Raw genomic sequence first — 21313 nt, 5'->3', positions numbered from 1 at the left:
CAGCAAATGGCAATATGTCACCGATTAAATATGAAATATCTCAAAAGAGAGTGTCCGGTTGGAGTTGACCAGAACACAACACGCTTTAAATCAGCCGTGACTGTCTTGTAGTCTTTCCAAGAAACATATTTCAGCGAGTTACGTACCATGTGCACGATACACAGCTGTACGTTGGTTTGTGGGAACACGGCATTAATGGCATCAGGGAAGCCTTTGAGGCCATCTACGCAAGCTATAAGGATGTCTTCTACACCACGGTTTTGAAGCTCGGTTAGCACACTCAACCAGAACTTTGCGCCTTCGTTCTCCGCTATCCACATGCCCATTAGCTCTTTCTGACCTTCAGTGTTAACACCAAGCGCTAGAAAAATGGATTTATTAATTACGCGTTTATCTTGACGAATTTTTACCACAAGACAATCTAGGTAAATAATCGGATAAATGGGGTCCAGCGGTCGTGACTGCCATTCAACTACTTTGTCGATAACAGCATTAGTCACTCTCGATATAAGGGTGGGCGATATGTCAGCACCGTACCATTCATCAAAGGCCTGTACGATTTCTCGTGTGCTCATGCCTTGCGCATATAGCCAAAGGATTTTTTCATCCATAGAGGTAAATCGAGACTGATTCTTTTTGACTAACTTAGGTTCAAATGAACCATCACGGTCGCGGGGCGTATCGAGCTCAAACTCACCGTCTTCCGTTTTTATCCGCTTAGATGTACTGCCGTTACGGCTATTCTTCAAGACTGACTTAGCGTGTTTTTCGTAACCTAAATGTTCATCCATCTCAGCATTTAACGCAGCCTCAACGGTTATTTTCTTCAGCATACGGCTGAAATCATTTAAGTCTTCTGGGGTTTTAATCCCTTTGGCCGCTTCTTTAGCGAAAGCTTCAAGTTCTTTTCTGTTCATTTGCATCTGCCTATCCTTAACTCTCAATAGAGTAATTTATGATAAGCAGTTACACAAAATTCGTTACAGCCTCATAATAGAGCCATTACTTTGCTAAACAATGTCTATGAAAAGCGCACCGATAAGACTGAGTAATTAGCTCGATTCTGCATCTCATATACTTTTTAATTTAATGCTCGAGATCTTTTTGTAGAAGGCAGACAACTCTTGTGAACAGCAATAGCCCATCACGCAATTATTGACGTCGCATTAGAAAACTCCGTTGTTATAGTTTACTGGAATTTTTATTTATGACTGCTTTTGTTTCGAAGAAGATTACAAAACCAATTACTGGGGGCTTTTATGTCCAAATATTTCAGAGCATTCAGTAAACATTAGCGAAATTTACTCACCAAGAAAGCTCGCTAGAGCTTAGCGGTAGATTTAAAGTACCATATAGACAAATTTGCTATTGGTCTTCGGGCTATTAGCTAAACGCCTTGAATAGCTTTCGACACGCTGAGTGCTCATATAATGTAAGTCTCAAACTGAGCATAATGACGGACGACTACAAATTTAAATAATTGCTATCTCGTGTTTGCCGATGCACCGATTGAAAATCAGAGAGAAAGTTGATTATTACAACAACAAACGTATGAAATTAAAACTAAAAGACCTGATTCCGATTTAATATCAAAATCAGGCCTTAATAGCAGCTCAGAAATAAGTCCAACTTTACGGAATTACTTTAAATTGGCTACGAGGAAGACTTTCTAGACACAAAAGAAACCACCTTAGTATCAGCTGGAAGTGCAGTTGAAGATAAATCTACTTTATTTTTGTTACGCTCTAACCATACTAAATCGCAAATTCCATCACTCGGATTAAATCCGATAGGAGCAGTGAGCAAAATATCTCTAATAATTTGATGATCAAACTTGTGGCATGCTGAATCAAGCTCGTCTAAAATCCGCTCAAGATCATCCCAAGATAACATCACCTCGTGAGCAGTCATTATACGCTCATGAGCAGTACCACTTACGTCGTCACCAATTAGCAATTCCTCATATAATTTTTCGCCTGGACGCATACCTGAAAATTGAATAGCTATATCTCCCTCAGCAGTTCGATCATCAATGACTTTAAATCCACTTAAATGGATCATTTTATATGCGAGGTCGACAATTTTTACTGGAGCACCCATATCAAGGACAAAGACGTCTCCGCCTTCTCCCATAGCCCCGGCTTGAATAACTAATTGCGAAGCCTCAGGTATTGTCATAAAAAATCGAGTAATTTCTGGATGAGTAACGGTTACCGGACCGCCCGCGGCAATTTGACTTCTAAATAAAGGCACAACAGAGCCAGATGATCCCAATACATTCCCAAATCGCACCATACAGAAGCGTGTATCATGGGTTTCTTTATCTAATGCTTGTAATACAAGCTCGGCCATTCGTTTAGTGGCTCCCATCACATTGGTCGGACGGACGGCCTTATCAGTAGAAATTAAAACAAATGTTTCCACTTTTGCCGCAATAGCAGCACGAGCGGTGTAAAAAGTTCCAAAAATGTTATTTCTAACACCTTCAACTACATTTTGTTCTACCAAGGGAACATGTTTATATGCTGCGGTATGATAAACCGTCTGCACATTGAATGACTCCATAACAGCCAACACTCGATTTTCTTTTTGTACGGACCCCTGTACGGGCAATATTTCAACCTCGATGTTAAGCAGTTCAGCCTGCCCGCGCAATTCACTTTCTATTGAATACAAGCAGTATTCTGACAGCTCGTAAAGTACTAGTTTTTTGGGAGAATAATTGAGGATCTGGCGACATAACTCAGAACCTATCGAGCCACCGGCCCCGGTCACCATCACGCTTTTACCTTTAATATTCGCCGCCATTAGCGGTTCACGCGGAGCAACGGTGTCTCGACCTAACAAATCATCTACTTCAACTTGTTTTATGTCGGAATACACTTTATTACCACTGACTAAATCGCAAGTGGCAGGAATGGTTAAGACCTGTATTGCAAGAGGTTCTAAGGTCAATAGGATTTGCTTGCGTCTTGAATGGCTAGCACTAGGCATAGCCAGTAACACTTTACTCGCGCCATGTTGTTGAACTAACTTGCGAATAATCGATGGGGAATGAACATTCACCCCCTGAATAACCGTACCGTGCAACGTGGGATCGTCATCGACGAACGCCATCGTTCTATATTCGCTGCTCTGCGCCAGAGAAGTCACAAGTTGGCGACCACTAACACCTGCCCCGTAGATAATAACATGCTCGCCAACGCGTTTAATTCCATTGCCAAATACAGCTCTTACTACCGCTCTAGAGCCGCCGACAAAAACAAGTGCAAATGCGGCATATATTATTGGCACTGTGCGGGGTAAACTAAGTCCAGTAAAATAAGCAGTTAAAACGATGGTCAAAGTAGACATAAGAACACCAGCCACGATAGCGGTTAAAGCCTGCCACCCCATGTAACGCAGCACTGCCCTATACAGGCCTAATTTAGCAAAAACATAAATACTCGCAGAACACACAATCGGCATGAAAAGCCAATAATGAGCATCAAATAAGACCTGAAAATTATCTAACCGCATCGCTATTGCCGAGAAAAAAGCGGTGATAATAAAAATGGTGTCGATAATGATACTAACTAAACGTTTTTGAGAACGAGGAAGTGCAAAAAACACCTGCATAAAGTCCATTTACATCTCCTTTATCTAGCAATCATCAATATTAGTGACACTAAAAATTCTAAACCGTGAGCAAACAAAAAATTCACCATAAATTATTTTAACGGAACGACGTTAAATACGAGCAATTGCGCTAAATATTAACCAGAGATCACACGATCCCCAGCCCCCTTACCAAGGAGGGTCAATAGTATATACTTGAAATAGGTTCTTAGGGTCAAATTTTGTAACATTTTAGCATCCGTATCGGCTAATAAAATCGGCACTGACATGTCAATTTTATTAACCTGCGCCAAACCTGTAATACCTGGGCGTACATTTAATACATCGCGACATTCACGCTCAGCTATTAAATCAAGCTGATTCAATAAGCTAGGTCTTGGCCCAACTAAACTCATATCACCCGACAGCACGTTCCATAATTGGGGGAGTTCATCCAGTTTGGTTCTGCGTAAAAAATTCCCGAACTTAGTTATCGAACTACTACTCGCTAAATGACTCGCTACTGAGGCTGTATCTTTTTTCATGGTACGAAACTTAACCAGTGTAAATGGTTTTTTATTTCGCCCGACCCTTTCTTGACAAAAAATCGGCGAGCCTGTGTCGAACAAGCCAACAAAAAATAAAATTACAAGGATGGGGAAGCCAAAAGTCAAACCCAAAAGGGAAAAAATAATATCGAATAAACGCAATAACATAGAAATGACGAACCTATTTATAAAAACAACGACGAATACCTTCAGAAAAGGAAACCGGAGGAGTCCAGTTTAACACTTTTTTAGTGTACTCGATATCAACTTGCAGCGATCCAAACAAACGCGCTGCAACAGCACCTTTACCAACCAAATTAGCGGCAAACTGCATTGCACCAACAGGCACGGGTATTAGCCGACTAGGCCGCCCACCTCCGCGGGCCATTTCACGTAGCAATTCGGTAGTAGAAACGTCGTGGTCATCGCTAACGAGGAACGTTTGATTAGCCGCATTTGGGTGATCAATACAGGTGACAATTAAATCCACTAAATTATCGAGATAAACTAAACTACGCTTGTTAGCGTTAACACTTCCTAGCGGTAAAGGAATCCCCTTATTTACCCATTTCACTATAGAGGCAAAATTAGCCTTCACCCCTTGGCCATAAACTAATGGCGGACGGATAATAACCACTTCCATACCAGTTTTTGCAGATATTTCCCGTAAACCGACTTCCGCTTCATATTTACTTAAACCATAATGGTCAGTAGGGACGAAATTATCATCTGACTTAAACGGCAACCCCAGCTCGGTAGATTCACCATTGACCTTAATTGAACTAATAAAAATAAAACGTTTAACACCAGCATCTGCGGCCTGCTGTGCAAGGTTAAGTGTGCCGTAGGTATTTACCTCGCGAAAGTCTTCTAGTGGAGCTGATGAATTATCATGCATTATATGTACGCGAGCAGCGCAGTGGACAAGTACATCACATTTATGGGTACTTAAATTAAACTGTGTAGTTGAATTTAAACCTTTAACGTAAATGTAGTCAACACTATTAACTTCACTCGTATTACGCCCTATTTGAATGATTTTTTGTGCTTTATTTCCAAGGGCAGTGACCAGCTCCTTACCAATAAAACCAGTAGAGCCAGTTAAAGCAATTTTCATTCTCTATACCTAAAAGTTGTTATGAATAGAAATCTCAATAAACTCGTGAAGTACCATCTGAAGTGTTTAGAAAATAGGCGTCTATTTTTGTAAGCGCCTTTATGAACAGCCTTAATCTCGCTCAAATAGACCACATGTTGATTATAAAGATTAGTAGCTCTAAAACAAATATCTACATCTTCAAAATACATAAAGTAGTTTTCGTCGAAACCGCCTAATTTTCCATATAAGTCACTTTGGAAAACTAAAAATGAGCCGGCAGCCCAATCAACAAAAGAACCATCAGCTAAATCCGTTTTGTTATAAGCTTGAGTAAAAGAGCTTCCTTTTACTATATTGAAAAATGAAGATAATGTAGGAAACTTCCTTAGTGAATATTCCATGTCTGAAAGCTCTTTATCGAAAAAAAGGTTAATAGCGAAAATCTTACTGTTTCTATCATCAATAGTATTAGATAGCCTATTAAACATTGTTGGAGACATATCGACATCAGGGTTAAATAAAATGAACCAATCTGATTCTCGCATGCCTAAATCCGAAGCTAATTTATAGTTAATGTTATTATTCGCACCGAAGCCCAATATAAAGTTTGAAGAACTATATTGAAAATCATTTTTCCCACAGTATATTCTAAGATTATCATTAGATAAATTATCTCTAATAATAACAGTTGCATTATCTAATGAGTTAATTCCCTTCAAATTCCTATTATTAATAATATCATCTTCATTACCATGGGAAACGATAGATATATAAAAATTTTTCAAAACAGACACCACTTTATTATTAATATATGACTAAGAAAAAGCAAAATACTTCCAAATATAGGAAACTAGAAAATTGATGTAAAAACCCATTCAATCTTGCTTTAACATCCATTCAAGTGTGTCTCGAAAGGATATAGACGATTTAATATCTACTAGCTTTCTCAAAGTCGAATTATCTCCGCAAAGTTTTTTTATTTCGTTACTTCGAACATAACTTTCATTAACTTTAACATCAATTCTATGGCCGGTAATTTTTACTAAGTGAGCAATAATATCCTGCAAAGACCATAAAGAACTTGAACACAAGTTCACATGCAGCTGAGCTGTATCAACATTAAGTAATGCTGAATAATATCTAGCGATGTCTCTTACATCTGAGAAATCACGATAAACATCTAGGTTTCCAAGCTCAATTACAGGCTCTTTCAACTGAAAGTGACTAATAATTTTTGGAATAAGGAAACGCTTGTGTTGACCTACACCCGTATAATTGAATGGTCTAGTGAATAATAGTGGTAGTTGGCTTTGCCATTGAGCTGCAGCAAGTTCCATTGAGTATTTAGATACCCCATAATGGTTTTCAGGTGCTGGAGCTTGAAATTCGTCTATTTTATCAACTTTACAATTACCATAAATGTTCGCAGAACTAGCTAATATAACCTTAAATAATTCCAACTTTACTTCTGTAAGTGCTTTGAGCAGATTTACGGTACCTAGTAAGTTGACTTCATATAAGTCATTAATACTATTGTTCGCTACAAAAGCTAGAGCAGCAAGGTGAATTACGAAATTGGGTTTAGAGTCTTTTACAACCTGCAATACTTCATTATAATTTCGAAGGTCGACTATTCCTCGCACAACTGCAAATCCTTGCAATTCTAACTCTTGAACCACATATTTTCCTGTAAAACCCGAGCTGCCAGTCACTAGCACAACATTTTTTTTCATTAGTAAGTAAAACCTGCTTTGATTCTTTTCAAATCAGCTTCAACCATCATCGTACATAATTCTTCAAGGTTAGTCCTTGCCCGCCAATCCAATTCGTTAGCAGCCTTACTCGCATCACCAATAAGCAACTCAACCTCCGCAGGACGATAAAACTTGGGATTCACTTTCACAAGTGTTTTGCCAGAAACTCGGTCAACAGCTACTTCATCCTCGCCAATTCCCAACCAATTTAAATCAATATCAACGGCTTTGAATGACATAGTAACAAAGTCACGAACCGTCTCTGTTCTATTCGTTGCCAAAACATATGTATCTGGTTTATCAGCCTGTAGCATGCGCCACATGCCTTCAACATAATCTTTTGCAAAACCCCAATCGCGTTTAGCATCAATGTTACCTAACTCTAAAAGGTCTAGCTTTCCAAGCTTGATTTTAGCCACTGAATCTGTAATTTTACGAGTTACAAACTCTTTACCTCTGAGAGGTGACTCATGATTGAATAAGATTCCACTGGTAGCAAAAATACCATAGGACTCACGATAATTAATGACCATCCAGTGGGCATAGAGCTTTGCCACTCCATAAGGACTTCTAGGATAAAAGGGGGTCGCCTCGGTCTGGGGAATCTCTTGAACCTTACCAAACATTTCTGAAGTAGATGCTTGATAAAATTTGATAGAAGAATCGACGATTCGAATAGCTTCGAGCAGGTTTACGGCACCTATACCGGTAATCTCTGCTGTTGTTATAGGCTGTTCAAATGAGACACCGACAAAACTCTGAGCAGCGAGGTTGTAGACCTCAGTAGGCTTACAATTTTGAATTAGGCGAACAGTATTTGATAAATCTGTCAAATCGAACTCAATCAGCTCAAAATTAGCGTGTTCCTTCAAACCAAGCTCTTCGATGCGCCAAAAATTTACACTGCTCGTCCGTCTAAATGCACCGTATACCTTGTAATCTTTAGATAGCAACAACTCCGAAAGATAAGCACCATCCTGACCAGTGACCCCTGTAACTAATGCAACTTTATTCATATTGTGTATCTCTTAACCTAAAATTGAACTCTAATTAACCTCAAACTAAATGGTCAATGAGGATAATAAATTATTGATATTTCTATTTCTATTTCTATTTCTATTTCTATTTCTATTTCTATTTCTTAATAAAACTATGACGTGTAAATAAATGCGGAATCAAAAAGTCAAATTGCCTATTTTAACAGGCCGAAACTTAAAGTTTTTATTTTTGTAAAAACCCAACAGAGTAAAAACAAATGCAATACCAACTACATACGTCAGCATTTTATAATAAACGAATGGCATAGCTTTAATCGATAAAAAGAAGAAAAAAGCGCCTATAGGAAAATATCTTGTATTTAGGATGAAATTACTTAAATACCAAGTCATATTGATATAGATAAACATTAATACAATTCCAATAGGACCATACCAGATGAAATCCGCTAAAATATACCATCCCCCCATTGGACTAAGCTTTTCCCCTAACTCGACTTTCACAGCGTTACCTAAAATAGAGGATTGGGTAGGTAAACCGGCATCAAAAAACGGCCCAACAACCATTTCTATAGGCAAGTATATGGGTTGTAATAAGGTCAAAGCTGTATGAGACAACCAATCAACAGAATCTCGGTTTAGCAATAAAACTTGGCCCACAGCTTTTGACCCGTTATAACCCTCACCAACTATTCCATATGTTAGCATACCAATAATAGACATGGATTCACCAACTCTGACAGCCGCTACTAAAAGTACGCCGAACATACCAATAACTAAATATAATTTTTTTCTATTTGAAGCTAGAGCTAGGACCATAAAAGAGATCATAAAGTAAGTTCTTGACTGATCAATAAAAACTAATATCGCAGTCAGCAAGATTAACCAAGTTCTTTTTTTCTCCGTACTTTTAATGAAGCAAAATGAATTTAAGATCCATAGAGCGCGAAAAAAAGCGGCGACACTAGCTCCAACGGATTCACGGTCATCGTGCCAAGACCAAAGGCTAAAAACCAAACAACATACGAAAAATAAAACTATAGTTTTAGTTAATGAATTACTATGCACGTCAAACCTAAATAGATGTTTTTTAAAGGAGTAATGTGGCAAAAACATAATAATTACCGCTAAGACAACTGAATAATAGAAATTTTCTACTGCCCACGGAATTTGATAAATTTTTAGTGAATCTAATATATAAGGCACAAATGCATACATTAGCACAAGTAGAGTGCTCAAAATTTTTGCAAACATTTGTAAACTAGATTGACTCATTTCTTAATAAGGCTTAACAATTCTTGAGCTAGCTTCTTACAAAAAGTCCCCCAAGTAAACTTTGAAACAAAGGCTTGTAAACTATCGTTGTCAAATGTTGGCGGACACAATAGGGAATTATAAAGGCCATCATCGCTCGAATAAAAGATCATATTGTTATTTTTAAACTCCCTGAAAGCAGGGATATCTGAAGCTATAACAGGACACCCGTTGATGATTGCCTCCAACACGGGTAACCCGAACCCCTCATAAAGTGATGGAAAAACAAAAGCCTTTGCAGACTGATATAACGCAACGAGTTCATTTTCCGTTACGAACCCTGGATAAATTACACCACTACTTGTTTCTCCTTTATGACCCACAATAATTAGTTTTGCGTCAGGAGAGTATCGGCGATACTTATTAAACACTCTTAGCAGCTGTGGGATATTTTTGTGTGGTCTCGAATTTCCAGCAAACAAAAAATAGCCATGGGGTAGCAAGTTTAAACGTTTGATTATTGACGGTTCGGGTTGCGCTTCAAGAAAATTTCCGCCCGAAATATTCACAGCATTTTTACCGTAAAGAGCCATAATATCATTTTGGGAAGCCTCAGATATGGTCAATGCCAAATTACTCAACTTTATAGCTCTCGGTACCATCAGGCCATAATAAAATCGTCCAGCAATATCCTTAATGCCGCCTCCGAAAAATCCTTCTACAAAGGAAAACATTAAATCGTACACAGTTACGACAAGTTTTAAAGATGGTCTCTTGAAACATAACCCAGAATAATTTAGACATACATAAGCCCTGGGTTTCTTAAAAAAAACTAAAAATGAAAGTGTCAACCAATGGACTAAATTAAAAGGCTTTAAACCTGTTTGAAAAATAGACAAGCGTTCTAGCAAGATATTCTGTCGCATGACCTCTGAGTTGTTAACTAACACGACAAGTTGTTCTTCTCCATATTGCTCAGCAATTACCTCAATCATTTTTACACAATATCGTGAAATCCCAGTTGGATTAACGCTCAATAGACGTCCGTCAATTAGAATTTTATCTTTCATATTCATAAGATCTTTCCATCAACAGATTCAAAAATGTCTGTGTATTTCTTGTCTGGTTAAACACCTCAAAACGTTCACGAACTATATCCAACAATAGATTCGTCTTATCCGATTGGTGTGTATTCTGAATGATCTCAAACATAGTAGACCAATCAGCAACTCCAAACGTGAGCTCTTCAGGGAGAAACTCCTTCATACCGTCGACGGCAGTCCCGACAACTAAACAACCTAAAGCAATTGCTTCAATCATCACTAATGGAACACCTTCAAATCTAGAAGGTAAAAGCAATGTATCGCATCTTCTAAGTACCTCTGAAACATAATTTTGTGATTGCCATCCATGAAACACTATACTCCCGGCAGAAACAGCTTGCTCACCCAACGCTTTTATCGCTTGAGATTCTTGACCATCATCATCCCCTACAATGTGAATGACATATTGATCAATGAATTCGAATTTCAACCAAGCATTTAAAAAATCAAATTGACATTTCTGAGTATTGCTAATACGCCCTATTAAGGCTAAGTGCCTACGCTTATCCTTAAACTTTGGTACTTCAACACATGAACTAATCATACTATGTTCAACAAAGTTATGGACGACGGAAATGTTTTCTGTTGGCACATCGAATTGTACAGTTAACTCTTTGGAATTTGAATTTGATATCGTAATTATTTTTTGAGGAATTGGATAATATAGCGCCTTGCAAAGAAAATCTCTTGTTCGCCCTAAGAAAACATTGAGGGATGCACTGGATTTTGTTATCGGTAGATAGCTAAAGACCTCTATACCAAGAGACCTGCAAGCCCACAACGTCATGCAACCAATTTCAATTGTACCTTGGATGTTTAACACTAATTTTGGATTGAGCCCTTTTAAGGTAGACTTCATCTTCAACGAATCATTAACTATAAAAAATTGAGTTATAGGTTTCATTGGTATCTTTGACAATGAAATTTTTAGAACAGAAATTTCCTGGAAGTCATTCGATTCTAATTGAAAAATTAATTTTTTATTTTGCGAGTTTACTACAAAATACACATTAAAAACACTACTTAACGGCAATAATATCCCCCTTAAAAAGGACATTAGCATGGACTCGTGTCCACCGTAAATTGCTGACTCATCGACTAAAACAAGATTAGGCTTTATCATTATCTTGACTCGCCGTCTTTCTGATACTGATAAGGCGTGCTGGGACCCCCCCCCAAATTTCGTTAATACCAATATCTTTATTTACAACAGCCCCAGCGGCTATAACTGCACCGCTTGAAATATTAACACCAGGTAATATGACACAGTTAGCCCCTATCCAAACGTTATCGCCGATTCTAACATTACTTTTTGTCAAGTCCCACTGCTCTCTGATCATCAATTTATCAGTATTAATTTTATGGTTTGTGGCAATGATAGAGACGCCTTGAGCAATCATGGTATTAGCGCCAATAACGATCCGACCTCCTGACGCCCTTATGTTAGAATACTCGTTTAAGACGGTATTCTCACCAATATCAAGTTGAGCAGTTTTTACTGAGGTATTTTCGGTAGTAGCGACAATCAAAACACCATCTGCAATATAGACGCCATGAGCTATGTTAACTTCACCAAATGAATCAATGGTAAAAGATGCTTTGCGAGCAATGAACACATCTTTACTACGCCAGTGAGCCCTAAGGATGGTATGTTGAAAATATTTAACAAAATCAAATAAAATGAACATTACCGCATAGATTATTTTCATACAATCACCATATTATTCTTTTATGATTTTTAGAACCCAAATAGGGATTAAAATTTTCACTATAGAATAGATTTTGTGTAACTTTTTTTGTTTAGTACCGAACAAAGTTGAAAGAGCTTTTAGCGTATTATCTAAATCACTTATCATAGGATCGTATTTTTTAGAAGTCTGCAACGGAACATTTTGATCAAATTGAATACTCGTATGTGTACCTGAGCCATCCATCCCAAGATTAGTGATTAGTGACGTAGGGGGATTAATACAATGACCATGTGAATTAAAAATAGAGGCATACCAGAAAACAGCCCAAGTATTATTCTGACCTAGATAATTACCTAGAAGGTGGCTATAAAAAGGGTAGCTGCCGTTTAAATTAAACTTATATCTTTCCGCTATGCTCATATTCTCCATTAAAATTAATGGCTCAAAACATACCTCTCGCCACCTGTAACGCCATGTAGACCACCCCCAACAGCTCATAAAATAAGAGGGGAACGGTTTATCTTCAAAATTAAGTCCTGGATTCCAACCGGAGATATGCCAAACATTCTTACTTGGATCAGCGTAGTAATCTAGGCATTCATTCATGAAAGCCAAAAAGTTGGGGGCTGCTTCACAATCATCTTCCAAAACAATCACCTTATCATGCTTTTTGAGTACATAATCCAAACCTTCAACTATATTTCGTTTTAACCCGTAATTATACTCTCTATAGATAACTTTAACGGTATGAAACCCACCTACTTTTGAAATTAAGTTTCTTACAGAATCAACTGCCTCAATGTCGTTGGAAACACCAATTCTATGACTATCGCAAAATATATAGATTCTGGATTCTTTAGCTAAAGAGTTAGCTTTTAATGAATTAATTGTTTTTTTTGTATGCTCTAGACGTGCATGCACGAAAAGGGCGATAGGAGCTAAATCAGACATATTTCAATTTTTCTCATCATATTATTCATCAATCCACATCACATAACTTAAGAAAAAGACGCTCAGCGATGCACTTTTTAGAGCCTTCTCATATATAAAAATCATAACAAAGCGATAAAAGCCTATATAATAATATTTCAACGTAAGAGCGCCAAAAATTTTAATTTAGTAATGCATGATGCATGATTTAGAAATACAGCTTACTTGATATCTCTATAATGACGACCAGTAAAAAGCGCTTTGACGAAGGGTATATAATAAATTAACGTATCACGTTTTAGTAACCTATGAAAAAAATATTTTAGTGTATTAAGAGCAACAAAATAAATTATTTTCAAAGGAGAATAATAGAATCTTAAAGTTAATGCTAAATCATATGTTCTTTCGAGTTTTCTAAATTTTTTAGTCAATAAATTTTCATTCTCAAATCTTGATAATGAATGCTCAAATCCCGATAAAATTTCAATAGAATGATTTAAATTACTAATTTTAAGTCTTAAGAAGAATGTAGTATCAACACCATATAGAAAAAAACGTTCATCAAACACTTGCCCTTGAGTTTCCTTTAAAGTTTTAGTTATATCAAAACCTATCACTAGTCCACTGCCGATCGCGACAAAGGCATCTTCATCCCTAATTATGTCTTTTGAAAGGCACAATCTACAATTTAATAAAGGCCCTACCTGATCCCCGTCACAATATATAATCGGCACGCCTATTTTATCAGCACCGACAGTACTCAAACTCATTAGATACTGATCACTTAAGTTAGAGTCGTGGTCAAGAATGACGTAGCGAACTGCTCTATGCATTTTGATGAAAGTATTGTATATGTTAGCAAGTGATGTGTTTTCAATAGTCTGAACAATTTGAACGTAAAACCCTACTTCCTGAAAAGGGACAATGTCAACATCACTAAGTTTATTCGGACCATTGTTCCAAATGACAAGGTTATATCCTTTCAGATTGACATTACTATTGAGTAAAGATACCAATGTAATAGAAGATAATATTTCAGTATTATATAATATTACAAGAATAGATGTTTCATGTTCTATTTTATGAAAAACACTCATCTTAACTACACTCTTTCCGGACTAAGTTAGATACTTGGTCCAGAAACAATTCTCTCTCATTTTGAATGCGTTCTCTATAATGACCAAAATCTTGAAGACTACTTTCATAGTCATTGAAAACAAAGGAGATAATCTGGTCTACTTTACTTATAAAGTCGCTAGAGTTTTCATCTAGTTTATATTTTTTGGGTACAGGGATATCATATTCATTCCCAGCACTCCCCTTCATACCTGTTATCACGACACAATTAGCCATGGCCGCCTCTCTGGGCAACCGATCCTTTCCTGGGTGCTTCCCAAAATCTATGTAAATCTTTGAGCGTTTTAATAAATCTGCAACCTCTTTATGATTCATATTCTGAATAGGAACAAATTTCATTTTTGGATATGTTTCAATTATATATTGTGTAACTTCTAGCCCTTTTTTAGGGTTATAACATATTATATTTTCTTTTTTTTCTAAATCGGCTTCTTGAACAAAGTGTTCTTTATTCAAATAATCACTAAGAAGGCTAGACTCGTAACCGTTATCTTTAAGAAATTGCATCGCATAATGACTTTGCGCAAGATGCGAATATTGATTCATTTCATTAAGATATTTAGGTCTATTCCTGTGCTTAACTAACTTTTTGATTACACTTTTTAACTTGCCCTTTAACCCCATCGGAAATGCATTAAAGTAGTTATCTACTGATAACCACCAAATAAATATTTCAAACTTCTCAAAATATTTAATATATTGTGTGGCAATCTCCGGAACAATAATTATTGAATTATCTGCTGATATCGAACCTTTTTTTTCAACTTTAACGTTATAATGTTTATAAGGACTAGGGATATCATAATTATGACTAAATGGATAATATAGTACGCTTGCATTACCACCAACCGAATTTACAGCATCTATAAATTGGTGAATTAGCTCTGGCCCACCCGTCACACTGTCGCCGGGGCAAATAACATATACATTTTTCATTAAATTTATCCTATTTTCCCTATAGTATTAAGTGCTGATCTTATAACCTGATGCATATCGTAGTATTTATACTCAGATAATCGCCCTCCAAAAATCATTCCCTTTTCCATTTTTGCAAGTGAGCGATATTTCTTAAATAGCTTCATATTTTTATCATCGTTTATCGGGTAGAAAGGTTCATCTCCTAATTTCCAATCGGCCGGATATTCATGAGTAATAACTGTATGCTCAGCATCAGTAAAATCGAAATGTTTGTGCTCAATTATACGTGTAAAATCAACGTCTTTTTCTGTGTAATTAATTACTGCATTACCTTGAAAATTAGCAGTAGGCAAAATACTATGTTTAAATTTTAATGAACGATATTCAAGCTCACCATATTCATAATTAAAGTACGAATCAATTGGACCAGTATAAATTATATTATCTGCTAATTTGTTATAATTATCTCTATCAGATAAGTAATCACAATTTAGTCTTACTTCAATTCCACCTAATAAGACATCAAACAACTTAGTGTATCCACCTATCGGAATCCCTTGGTATTTATCTGAAAAATAATTGTTGTCGTATGTAAAACGGACAGGTAATCGATTAATGATAAACGCCGGTAATTCGTCCGCAGGCCTCCCCCATTGTTTCTCTGTATATCCTTTAATGAGCGTCTCATACATATCTCGCCCAACAAGGGATATAGCTTGTTCTTCTAAATTAGATGGTTTTATATTTTCCATTTCGCTGCGCTGCTCTGCGATTTTGGCTTTAGCTTCATCAGGTGTAATTACACCCCACAATTGGTTAAAGGTATTCATGTTAAACGGCAGATTGTAAAGTTTCCCCTTATGCATTGCTAATGGCGAATTTGTAAATCGATTAAATGGTACTAAGTCGTTAACATAGTCCCAAATCGCTTTATCATTCGTATGGAAAATATGAGCTCCGTATTCATGAACCTGTATACCATGATTGTCTCTTGTGAATGCATTACCTCCTATATGCTCCCGTTTTTCTAAGACCAGAACTTTTTTCCCTTTTTTTTTCAGTTCATAAGCACATACTGCACCAAAGAAACCACTTCCAACTATCAAATAATCAAACATTTTAATTTACCTTTGAAAAATATTTATTTTTTTTCTCAAAACAACAACGAACATTAATATCGTTACTAAAAGCTCTGTGAATACGACGGATAAGGATGCTCCAATTTCATTAAATAAGTAAATTAGAGGCCAAATCAAAAATAAACTAAATCCACCAGAAAATATTAACACTCTTGAAAACTCCGCTTTGAATCCGAATGTCAAAAGTGTCTGGACCCCGAAAATATTACTTAAGCTGGTTAAAATTGGCAAAACACTCATGATTTTTACAAGTAACACACTGTTTACATACTCAGCCCCAAATAGTAACCCTATCACTGGTTCGGCGAATATGAATAACCCCACGCCAATGCAAAATGTGATAAACGATAAAATTTTTATTAATTGGGTAATTAATCTTAATCCCTCGACATTATTTTTCGTAAGCTCAAAACTAATTCTAGGATAGTACGCATGAGAGATCGGAGTATATATACCGTTTGCGGCCTGTATCAGCTTATTAGCAGCAACGAAGTAACCTACACTAACAGGGCCACTTAAAGCTCCGAGGAAGACCGCTACGCTGGACGTATATAGGCTGATAGCTGCTGTTGATATAAATATATGCCATCCATCTTTTAACTCTTTCCACATAGATCTCATGTCAGGAGCTACCCAAATAATCCACTTTCGTTTTACTACTATGTAAAAAGCTACAAAACTAATTAACAAGGCTGGTAAGGATTGTATTAACCCGGCTCTCCAGACATCTTTAGGTTCATTAACAAAAATAAGTAATAATGGTAATGAAATTATCTGGAAGATAATTCTTGCGGCAGAAATAAGTCCAAGCTGCTCCTTGCCTTGAAATAGCCATTGAGGAAAAAGAGCAGCCCCAAAGACACTTGTGTAACAGCAAAATAGTATCAAGCTTAAGCTGTCTATCGAATGAATCAAAGCTGTCGCAATACACAAAATTCCTAACCCAATCAGCGAGGCAACAAACCTTATTCCCAAAACATTCCAAAATATTCTACTTACTTTTAAACGCTCATCTCTTACTTTTGATATTTTCTGCGTAGCAGACAAATCAAAACCATAGCTGACGATTAAAATAAAATACTGATTAATTGCTAAACAATACCCTAAATAGCCATAACCTGTAGGCTCAAGCACCCTAACTAGGTAGGGTAAAGAAATTAAAGGAACCAAATAACCGGCAACTTTTATACTAAATAAGGAAGCTACGTTTTTTAATATACGTCTATCCAAGTGCAAGCCTCTATATATTTATCATGTATTTTTTGGTAACAATGAAACCGCACCAGAGCTTATTAAAAATGCGAAGTTTACATTTCATCAATGAAACTATGTTCAGCAGGATCTCCTTCTACAGGTATAGTGTACGAGTAGTAGGATTATGATTGAAAGAGCTATTCCAATAGCGACAAAAAGCATAACAATTAATGATCTTTTGGGAGAATTTTTTACTTCAGAAACTAGGGCAGGATCAATTGTTTTAAACACATATTCTTCTCTTACTTCTGCAAACATAAGAGTTTTTGCTTGCTCTTCAATTAGTTGATAAAGCAGCGTTTTCTGTTCAACTATATTAGTAACCGCAATCTGAGATTCTAAATAAGCAATACTGTTTTCGGCTTCTTCTCTGTCCCTAACTTTCATTACAGTATTTATATCGAGTATTAACCAATCTACCCATTTTTTAGCTACTTCCGGAGAATAATGCTCAGTACTAAGCTTTACCATCCCCGTCTCAGAACTATTTTCTATTGATAGTATTCTTTCAAACTCTTTTTTAGCCTCCTGCATAGAGGGCTCAGCTTTTTTTGGAGGCTGAACTTCTCTAATCCACTCTTTGTTTTGCGGCTGATAAAGGTCCTCATCATATATAACAGTATGCGAAGATATATCCCAACCTTTCGCAGCCATCAAATCAGGCAAAATATCGTGCTTTTCCGCAAATTTAGCGAAGAACTCACGAGATTTGAGGATCTCTATTGCTAACGCAGTCTTGTCGGTTTTACCACCGCCTAAATTCACACCTGCGAGGGATGCTAAGCCTCCAAACTGGCCAGCCAAACCAGCTAAACCGCCTTGTTGATCTGATTCTGCGGGTGCGAGAAGTGCTTCTGATTTATAGATATTAGGTAAGCTCAGTGCGTAAAATACCGAAGCAACCGCAAATATTGCGGTTACTGCGATAATTATCCATTTACCACGCCAAATGACATTCCACAATTCGCGCAAGTCTATTTCATCGTCGTTGTTTTGCGCCTGAAGCATATCAGGCGATATAACCACATATTGAATATTGTCTTTATTCGGCGCGCTATTTTTAATATCAGTCATATTTATTACTCAAATTTTCTTTAAATAAACTACAGGTTGCCAATTGCAATTAATGCAATCGCTGACTGATACGCTATTTGGGTAATGGTTTGCCATAAGCCTAAGCGTTCGTAATTGGTCACGTCACGTGGCACTACTATGGTATCGCCCGGCTCTAATACGGTTTCTTTTGAGCTAAACCAGAATGATGACTCAGGAATGGTCACTGAACCGTCTGCTTTTACAATATACACGTCGTCCATGTCTGCGCGGTCATTTTCGCCACCAGAGTTGGCTATATACTGTTCTAACGTTTTTCCGTATTTGAATATATGGGTCGATGGTACAAACACTTCACCCACCACAGAAACAGCTGACGAGATATTGGGCACAAAGAGTTTATCGCCGTCTTTAAGTGATAAGTCAGCAGTTGGATTGCCAGCGATTATCTGCGGCATATCGATAACTAAGCGACCAACAGGTTCAACGTTTAGCAATTCATCGAGTATCAATGTTGCTTCTTGATAATCAATAGTTTTTACATTTTGACTACCTGAAAGATTAGTCGAGGCAATTTGCTGACGCAGATTCTCAACTGATTTGTCTAAGTTCTCGCGCTCACGCTCTTTGAGTTCTTCACGAGTGAAGATAACAGCCTTAACCGTCGCCTCTTCAGTAAGGCCGCCCGCACGTTCAACTAACTGTGCTAGGGTTTCGCCTTTCTTGATTTGATATACACCCGGGAACACTACCTCGCCAACCAACTCAACTTTCTTGTTCTCGTGCCAATCAGGGGTGCGCAGCACGTTCAAGGTGTCTTTACTTTGCAGCGCAATATTATTATTGCCTAACATAGAATCGATTAAATCAATTTGAATATGTTCGATACTTAGCGCGTGATCATTATCTAAACTGGTTCGTGAAATCTCAGCTTTTTGTAGGTAGGCAGACTCTAAAAGCCCTCCGCCTGCTAATATCAAGTCACGCACGTTCGCATTTTTTTGCACAGGATAAACCCCTGGGAATTTCACCTGACCAGTCACTTCAACCAATTTCATGGGCGAGCTTTGAGTACTTTCATTCTGCAGACGTTCTACTATGGGCGCGAGTAACTCTTCACGAGATAAATATTTGGTTTTCTCTAAAATGAGATACTTTTCAGTAAAACTCGCTAGGTCTAATTCCTGTAGAAAGTTAGCTGCGCTCTGTTCATTGTCATCGCTATTTTTTAAATCTTTACTGTTTCGCCTGTTATTTCCAGCGCTTTGATCCCGTAGAGTATTTTCAAATTGAGGATTCTGATTGTTACTAACCGATGCCCCGTTCATTCCACTTTGCATCGGAATGTTATTCACGGACTTAGTATCTTGTTGCTGATTAGTACTGCCAATAGATGACTTATTTTGTGTTTGGTCTTGTTTGTCTTCAGGATCGACTGGTGTAAATCGATTGAAAAAGAGCACTTTGTCAGACGCATTAAGTGCCATGTTGTATTCACCAGACAGTACTTTAGCTGGCTCGAACTGAACAATTTCACTTTGGCGGGCAAATTTAGGGCCGCGTATAATCAGCGCATAGTCAACGTCAGTTGTACCAAGCAAGCTATTGCGATTCACTAAATCAGCTAACGTTAGACTCGGATTCCACTGGGTTAAACCCGGAGTGGCGTATGCTCCCATCACCACAACAGCATTATTAAATTCGCTGCCTGCAGCGGGTACGTTAATGAAGTCACCCGCAGCGAGTTTGAAGGCTTGACCACTTCTATTTTGCATATTAATTGTTTTAACTTGAAATCCGTCACTTGGCGTGCTGCGAGCTACTTGCAGACTAGTAGCTGCTGCAGTAGGCAGCAAACCACCGGCGATGTTGAGCATACTCGCCATGGTGTCATTATCTGTGGCTTCATAAATCGCTGGGCGACGGACCTTGCCATCAACACTGACTAACTTTTTCACAATAGGAATAAAGATGACGTCACCTTGTTGCAAGCGCATATCTTTATTTGTGTCCCCATATACCAGTAAGTCGTATAAATCGAACTCTGTTATGGTTTTCCCTGCACGCTTTAACTGGATATGACGTAATGAACCCACATCATTTATGCCGCCGCTAGAAAATAATGCATTAGTAATAGTTGATAATGCACTAACGGTATACGCACCAGGTTGATAGGCCTCACCCACCATATAAATCTGAATAGTACGCAGTTCTCCCATGCTGATATTTGGCGTAACACCAATCACCTGCTCAGCATAGCGCTCAGTCAATTGCTTTTTGAATTCGTTATAGCTAAGTCCTGCTACGTTCATCGGACCTAAATCGGGTACTTCGATGATACCCTCGTTGTTAACCTGCAACTCATGCTGCTCACTCACTTTACCGAATAGCTGAACACGAATACTGTCGCCTGGGCCTAACAGATAATCAGCTGGTACAGGTAGGTTGGTAGGAGGTGCAAACGAAGCAGTAGCCGTTGATGAATCAAATAAATCATAGCCAAAAGGCTTTAATTCTTTTGTTTTATTCTGATTGGCACTTTGCTGCGCAAGACGTTTAGCGATTTCGTCGTCATCAACATAGCGATTAACCTGAGTTTCAGGTTGTACCTGTATATTGTTGTTGCTGCCACCCGAAAGATTTAAATCAGACAAGTCTATGCCCATTTGTCGCGCGAGTGCTTCTTGCTGCGCCTTAGGCATGCTTTTAAACTGTTCGATTTGTTGAGCAGAAGGCGTAACGGCATCAACTTGCGCAACAAAAATAAACGCAAGCAATGCGATTATCTGAAAATTAAACTTTCTTAACATACTGCTATCCCTGTGGGTCTCAGAAGGTTGA

Annotated in this window: 17 protein-coding genes and 1 pseudogene; all 18 read right to left on the bottom strand. The window is 37.7% G+C overall.

The features are described from left to right. Positions 1-83 precede the first annotated feature (83 nt). Positions 84-917: pseudogene (locus tag GQS54_RS14770) on the bottom strand (IS256 family transposase); the annotation flags it as partial. Between the two features lie 736 nt (positions 918-1653). Continuing rightward, complete coding sequence (locus tag GQS54_RS14765) at positions 1654-3627, bottom strand: nucleoside-diphosphate sugar epimerase/dehydratase (RefSeq protein ID WP_166424745.1); 1974 nt, start codon at positions 3625-3627, stop codon at positions 1654-1656. 128 nt (positions 3628-3755) lie between these two features. Then, positions 3756-4313 carry a sugar transferase gene (locus GQS54_RS14760; RefSeq protein ID WP_166424744.1) on the bottom strand — a complete coding sequence of 186 codons (558 nt, stop codon included), beginning with the start codon at positions 4311-4313 and terminating at the stop codon, positions 3756-3758. A gap of 13 nt (positions 4314-4326) precedes the next feature. Next, entirely contained in the window at positions 4327-5262 is a 936-nt protein-coding gene (locus GQS54_RS14755; protein WP_166424743.1) for an SDR family oxidoreductase, read from the bottom strand. Then, positions 5259-6029, bottom strand: coding sequence for a glycosyltransferase (locus tag GQS54_RS14750; protein ID WP_166424742.1), 771 nt, complete (start codon positions 6027-6029; stop codon positions 5259-5261). Before GQS54_RS14750 ends, GQS54_RS14755 begins: the two co-directional genes overlap by 4 nt. Before the next feature lie 90 nt (positions 6030-6119). Then, positions 6120-6977: a GDP-mannose 4,6-dehydratase gene (locus tag GQS54_RS14745; protein ID WP_166424741.1), complete on the bottom strand. Its 858-nt coding sequence runs from the start codon at positions 6975-6977 to the stop codon at positions 6120-6122. Further along, positions 6977-8014, bottom strand: coding sequence for a GDP-mannose 4,6-dehydratase (gene gmd / locus GQS54_RS14740; protein ID WP_166424740.1), 1038 nt, complete (start codon positions 8012-8014; stop codon positions 6977-6979). Before gmd ends, GQS54_RS14745 begins: the two co-directional genes overlap by 1 nt. Before the next feature lie 159 nt (positions 8015-8173). Next, the gene (locus tag GQS54_RS14735) at positions 8174-9268 is read right to left on the bottom strand and encodes a hypothetical protein (RefSeq protein WP_166424739.1); all 1095 of its coding nucleotides are present in this window, start codon (positions 9266-9268) and stop codon (positions 8174-8176) included. Then, a complete protein-coding gene (locus tag GQS54_RS14730; RefSeq protein WP_205967772.1) occupies positions 9265-10317 on the bottom strand; it encodes a glycosyltransferase family 1 protein in 1053 nt (350 codons plus the stop codon). Before GQS54_RS14730 ends, GQS54_RS14735 begins: the two co-directional genes overlap by 4 nt. Further along, positions 10307-11473 (bottom strand): glycosyltransferase, encoded by a 1167-nt coding sequence (locus GQS54_RS14725; protein WP_166424737.1) that lies wholly within the window; start codon positions 11471-11473, stop codon positions 10307-10309. Before GQS54_RS14725 ends, GQS54_RS14730 begins: the two co-directional genes overlap by 11 nt. Continuing rightward, entirely contained in the window at positions 11460-12059 is a 600-nt protein-coding gene (locus GQS54_RS23445) for an acyltransferase (protein WP_277344140.1), read from the bottom strand. Before GQS54_RS23445 ends, GQS54_RS14725 begins: the two co-directional genes overlap by 14 nt. Before the next feature lie 12 nt (positions 12060-12071). Further along, positions 12072-12992: a sugar transferase gene (locus tag GQS54_RS14715; RefSeq protein ID WP_166424736.1), complete on the bottom strand. Its 921-nt coding sequence runs from the start codon at positions 12990-12992 to the stop codon at positions 12072-12074. Positions 12993-13192: 200 nt separating this feature from the next. Then, positions 13193-14068 (bottom strand): hypothetical protein, encoded by an 876-nt coding sequence (locus GQS54_RS14710; RefSeq protein WP_166424735.1) that lies wholly within the window; start codon positions 14066-14068, stop codon positions 13193-13195. Position 14069: 1 nt separating this feature from the next. After that, the gene (locus tag GQS54_RS14705) at positions 14070-15044 is read right to left on the bottom strand and encodes a hypothetical protein (protein ID WP_166424734.1); all 975 of its coding nucleotides are present in this window, start codon (positions 15042-15044) and stop codon (positions 14070-14072) included. Positions 15045-15049: 5 nt separating this feature from the next. Further along, the gene (gene glf, locus GQS54_RS14700; protein WP_166424733.1) at positions 15050-16144 is read right to left on the bottom strand and encodes a UDP-galactopyranose mutase; all 1095 of its coding nucleotides are present in this window, start codon (positions 16142-16144) and stop codon (positions 15050-15052) included. A 6-nt stretch (positions 16145-16150) separates the two neighbouring features. Beyond that, complete coding sequence (locus GQS54_RS14695) at positions 16151-17395, bottom strand: flippase (RefSeq protein ID WP_240919958.1); 1245 nt, start codon at positions 17393-17395, stop codon at positions 16151-16153. A gap of 102 nt (positions 17396-17497) precedes the next feature. Then, the gene (locus GQS54_RS14690) at positions 17498-18493 is read right to left on the bottom strand and encodes a Wzz/FepE/Etk N-terminal domain-containing protein (RefSeq protein WP_166424731.1); all 996 of its coding nucleotides are present in this window, start codon (positions 18491-18493) and stop codon (positions 17498-17500) included. 29 nt (positions 18494-18522) lie between these two features. After that, entirely contained in the window at positions 18523-21282 is a 2760-nt protein-coding gene (locus GQS54_RS14685; protein ID WP_166424730.1) for an SLBB domain-containing protein, read from the bottom strand. Positions 21283-21313 lie beyond the last annotated feature (31 nt).

Source organism: Paraglaciecola sp. 20A4 (assembly GCF_011378905.1).
In the GTDB taxonomy this organism is placed as follows: domain Bacteria; phylum Pseudomonadota; class Gammaproteobacteria; order Enterobacterales; family Alteromonadaceae; genus Paraglaciecola.
This window is presented reverse-complemented; position numbering and strand designations above follow the sequence as displayed.

What these genes read in the sequence shown, in the direction of transcription:
- GQS54_RS14725 (WP_166424737.1), bottom strand. Translation starts at nt 11,473, where the DNA reads ATGATAAAGCCTAATCTTGTTTTAGTCGATGAGTCAGCAATTTACGGT.
- GQS54_RS14765 (WP_166424745.1), bottom strand. Translation starts at nt 3,627, where the DNA reads ATGGACTTTATGCAGGTGTTTTTTGCACTTCCTCGTTCTCAAAAACGT.
- GQS54_RS14735 (WP_166424739.1), bottom strand. Translation starts at nt 9,268, where the DNA reads ATGAGTCAATCTAGTTTACAAATGTTTGCAAAAATTTTGAGCACTCTA.
- GQS54_RS14690 (WP_166424731.1), bottom strand. Translation starts at nt 18,493, where the DNA reads ATGACTGATATTAAAAATAGCGCGCCGAATAAAGACAATATTCAATAT.
- GQS54_RS14710 (WP_166424735.1), bottom strand. Translation starts at nt 14,068, where the DNA reads ATGAGTGTTTTTCATAAAATAGAACATGAAACATCTATTCTTGTAATA.
- GQS54_RS14730 (WP_205967772.1), bottom strand. Translation starts at nt 10,317, where the DNA reads ATGAAAGATAAAATTCTAATTGACGGACGTCTATTGAGCGTTAATCCA.
- GQS54_RS14705 (WP_166424734.1), bottom strand. Translation starts at nt 15,044, where the DNA reads ATGAAAAATGTATATGTTATTTGCCCCGGCGACAGTGTGACGGGTGGG.
- GQS54_RS14760 (WP_166424744.1), bottom strand. Translation starts at nt 4,313, where the DNA reads ATGTTATTGCGTTTATTCGATATTATTTTTTCCCTTTTGGGTTTGACT.
- GQS54_RS14685 (WP_166424730.1), bottom strand. Translation starts at nt 21,282, where the DNA reads ATGTTAAGAAAGTTTAATTTTCAGATAATCGCATTGCTTGCGTTTATT.
- GQS54_RS14745 (WP_166424741.1), bottom strand. Translation starts at nt 6,977, where the DNA reads ATGAAAAAAAATGTTGTGCTAGTGACTGGCAGCTCGGGTTTTACAGGA.
- GQS54_RS14715 (WP_166424736.1), bottom strand. Translation starts at nt 12,992, where the DNA reads ATGTCTGATTTAGCTCCTATCGCCCTTTTCGTGCATGCACGTCTAGAG.
- gmd (WP_166424740.1), bottom strand. Translation starts at nt 8,014, where the DNA reads ATGAATAAAGTTGCATTAGTTACAGGGGTCACTGGTCAGGATGGTGCT.
- glf (WP_166424733.1), bottom strand. Translation starts at nt 16,144, where the DNA reads ATGTTTGATTATTTGATAGTTGGAAGTGGTTTCTTTGGTGCAGTATGT.
- GQS54_RS23445 (WP_277344140.1), bottom strand. Translation starts at nt 12,059, where the DNA reads ATGAAAATAATCTATGCGGTAATGTTCATTTTATTTGATTTTGTTAAA.
- GQS54_RS14755 (WP_166424743.1), bottom strand. Translation starts at nt 5,262, where the DNA reads ATGAAAATTGCTTTAACTGGCTCTACTGGTTTTATTGGTAAGGAGCTG.